General features: G+C 70.7%; 1 protein-coding gene and 1 pseudogene. Both read left to right on the top strand.

Annotated features, from left to right (window positions below):
* Window positions 1–364 (top strand): annotated as a pseudogene (locus B9G38_RS17440) (ABC transporter permease); the annotation flags it as partial.
* A partial coding sequence (locus B9G38_RS17435; RefSeq protein WP_086221189.1) for an ABC transporter permease occupies window positions 357–1,398 on the top strand: 1,042 nt, incomplete at its 3' end. The pseudogene B9G38_RS17440 and the gene B9G38_RS17435, both read left to right, overlap by 8 nt.

Genomic DNA, 1,398 nt, shown 5'->3' with positions numbered 1-1,398 from the left:
GCTCGGCGGCATCGGCGGCTCGGTGTGGGTGCTGATGTCCGAGGGCCGGTGGATGGCCTCGATCCCGGACCTCGGCTTCGACGGGATCACCGTCTCGATCCTCGCCGGGAACAACCCGATCGGCGTGTTGCCGGCGGCGTTCCTCTTCGGCGTCCTGAAGGGCGGCGCCCTGGAGATCGGGTTCCGGACGGACGTCCCCACGGAGCTCGTCGCCGTGTTGCGCGGGCTCATCATCCTCTTCGTGGCGATGCCGGAGTTCTTCCGGATGATCGGCCGGTACACCGGCGTCGGCGGCGCCGGCGGCGCGGTGCCGGCGGAGCCGGACGAGACCGCCGACGACGACGGGGGTGAGGCCGATGCGTAACCCCCTCTCGCCGACGTCGCTCCTCGAAGGTGCGACCGAGTCGGGCTACGTCCGCTCGCTCCTCGCCGGCACCGTCGGGACGCTCGCGCTGCTCGGCGTCCTCGGGCTCGCGTTCCCGGAGTCGGTCCTCGGCGACCTCTCCGGCATCGTCTTCTCGACGAGCACCGCGACGTCGACGGCGCGGCTGGCGGCGCCGATCGTGCTCGCCGGGCTCGGCGGGATCTTCGCCGAGAAGTCCGGCGTCATCAACATCGGGCTGGAGGGACTGTTGATCATCTCGGCGTTCGCCTCGGTGTACGCGGCGTCGATCGTCGGCGTCGGGAACGCCGTCCTCGGCGTCCCGGCGCTGGGGGTCGCGTTCCTCGCCGGCGTCGCGGCCTCGACGTTCCTGGCCGCGGTGTTCGCGGTCGTCTGCATCGAGTTCAAGGCCGACCAGATCATCGCCGGGCTGGCCGTCTGGCTCATCGCCTTGGGACTCGCGCCGTTCATGTCCACCGTGTTCTTCGGCGGCGTGAACACGCCGAACCTCGGGGTCAGCGTCGGGTGGCAGTACTCGGCGACGATGGTGGTCCTCGCGACGGTCGGCTCGTGGTGGCTGCTGAACCAGACGGCGTTCGGGAAGCACCTCCGGGCGGCGGGCGAGAACCCGAAGGCGCTCGACACGGTCGGCGTCTCCGTCTCGAAGGTGCGCTACGCCGGCGTCCTGCTGTCGGGCGTCCTCTCCGGGGTCGGCGGCTCGGCGCTGGCGCTGTCGATCGGCCAGTTCGTCGGCACGGGCGAGACGATGGTCCAAGGGAAGGGGTTCATCGCCATCGTCGCGTACCTGTTCGGCAACTACAACCCGCTGGGGACGCTCGGCGCGGGCGTGTTGTTCGCCGGGCTCGACGCGATGCAGATCCGGCTCCAACAGCTCGGGTACGCGATCCCGGACACGCTGGTCCAGACCATCCCGTACGTCGTCGTGATCGTCGTGCTCGCCCTGGTCGGCCGGACGCAGATCCCCGAAGCCGCCGGGGAGCACTACGAGACCGAGG

It is taken from the genome of Halorubrum sp. SD612, assembly GCF_002135005.1.
The sequence above is the reverse complement of the archived record's forward strand: the minus strand, read 5'-3'. Positions and strand labels throughout refer to the sequence as shown.